This window comes from Streptomyces sp. TRM64462 (assembly GCF_013362995.1).
GTDB lineage: Bacteria > Actinomycetota > Actinomycetes > Streptomycetales > Streptomycetaceae > Streptomyces.
On the sequence record NZ_JABWDV010000215.1, the window covers coordinates 1 to 2,150 of the forward strand.

A 2,150-nucleotide genomic window follows, 5' to 3' on the forward strand; every position below is an offset into this window, starting at 1 on the left:
ACCCCCGCCGGACGGGGACGCCACCCGCAGGCCGCTGCACCCCCACCCCACGCGGACGCCACCCGCAGGCCGCTGACCCCGCGCTGGACGGGAACGCCACCCCGGACCACCGAACCCCCACCCGACGGGGACGGCAGCCCGGGCCGCGACCCCCGCGCGGGATCCTCTGCCGCGCCGTCGCCGTGCCGCTCTCGCGCGGCTCTGCCGCGCCGGGTGGCCGGTCGCACGGCGTGCCCGCGTGGACGGCGGTGTGGGGCGGCGGGTGCGCGGGGCGGTGCGCGTGCGAGTAGCCGCTCGGCGGTGCTCGGATACGCTGAGGGGGTGGCCGCTGCACCACCGAGCAGCCTCGCTCTGACGAGGCGGTTAGGTCGCCGCGTTGGACGCACACGGGTCGACAAGTGACGCGCCGGACCCGCCCCCGTCGGCGGTGGGGTACGCGGGGGTGCTCCGTGAGCTGCTGCCGGTCGCGCTGTGGCGGATCGACGCGCGGGGCCGCATCGCCGAGTGGTCCCTCGCCGCCCAGGACGTCCTCGGCTATCCGCCGGACGAGCTGCTGGGCCGGTACGCGACGCCGATCCTCGTCCCCGAGTCCAACCGGGCCCTGGCCGACCGGCTGACCCGGAAGGTCGAGGCCGGCGAGACGGTCGTCGGGACCCTGCCGGTGCGGCACCGGGACGGCCACCACGTGCCGATGGAGATGTGGATCTGCCCCTCCGCCGACGCCCACGGCAGGACGGGCGTCCTCATCGTCGCCGTCGAGACGTCCGCGGTGCACGCCATGCGGGACTCGCTCGCGGCCCTCGAAGGGCTCTTCACGCAGTCGCCCATCGGGCTCGCCATGCTCGGCTCCGATCTGCGCTTCGTCCGCGTCAACGACGCGCTGGCCCGGATGAACGGCGTCCCGGCCGCCGAGCACATAGGCAAGCGGCTCATCGAGGTCGTGCCGGGCGTCAACGCGGTCGCGCTGGAGGCCGTGATGCGGCAGGTCCTGGACAGCGGTGAGGCGCGGGTCGACGTCCGCCGCACCGGCCGCACCCCCGCGGACCCGCACCACGACCACGTCTGGTCCTGCTCGTACGCGCCGCTGCTCGACAACGCCGGCCGGCGGCTCGGCGTGATCGCGTCGCTCATCGACATCACCGCGAGCCGGCGGGCGCGGGCCGAGGCCGACCGGGCCCGGCACCGCTTCGCCGTGCTGGCCGACGCGGGCACCCGGATCGGCACCACCCTTGACCTGCGCCGGACCGCCGAGGAGGTGGTGGAGGTGCTGGTGCCGCGGCTGGCCGACTCGGCCGACGTACAGCTCCTGGAGAAGGTGCTCGAACCGGACGAGGCCACCGCGTCCACGGACGGCGTCGTACGCCGCGTGGCCGCCGCGTTCCCCGACCCGTCGGCTCCCGCCGAGCATCTGGCGGTGGGGCTGACCTACCGGGTACCGCCCGGCTCGGTGTACGAGCGCGTCATCGCGGAGGGACGGCCCCTGAACCTGTACCTGACCGACGTCCCTGAGCTGATCCACGACCCGGACGCCGAGGATCTGCGGACGTATCTCAGCACCCGCGTCGGCTCGGCGCGGCTCGTCCCGCTGGTCGCGCGCGGCACGGTGCTCGGCGCCGTCGTCGTCACGCGCACCCGCGGGCGCGAGCCGTTCGACGCGCAGGACCACGTCCTCATCGACGAACTGGTCGCCAGGGCGGCCCTGAACATCGACAACGCGCGCATGTACACGACCCAGCGCCGGGCCGCCCTCACCCTCCAGCGCAGCCTGACGCACCGTCCCCTGCCTCATGTGCCGGGCCTCGAACTCACCGGGCGCTATCTGCCGGCCAGCGAGCACGAGGTGGGCGGCGACTGGTTCGACGTCATCGCACTGCCCTGCGGCAGGACGGGTCTGGTCATCGGGGACGTCATGGGGCACGGCATCCACTCCGCCGCCGTCATGGGGCAGCTGCGGACGGCGGTGCGCACCCTCGCCCGCCAGGACATCCCGCCGGACCGGCTGATCCGGCAACTGGACGCGGCCGTGGCGGACCTCGGCGAGGACGAGATGGCGACGTGTGTGTACGCCGTCCACGACCCGGCCGCGGGCGGCTGCCTGATCTCCCGGGCGGGCCATCCGCCGCCGGCGGTGGTGGACCCGGCGGGACGGG

General features: G+C 75.2%; 1 protein-coding gene. It reads left to right on the forward strand.

The genetic code is table 11. From position 1 onward, the window contains the following. Positions 1-376: 376 nt before the first annotated feature. A partial coding sequence (locus HTZ82_RS09765; protein ID WP_175408924.1) for a PAS domain-containing protein occupies positions 377-2,150 on the forward strand: 1,774 nt, incomplete at its 3' end.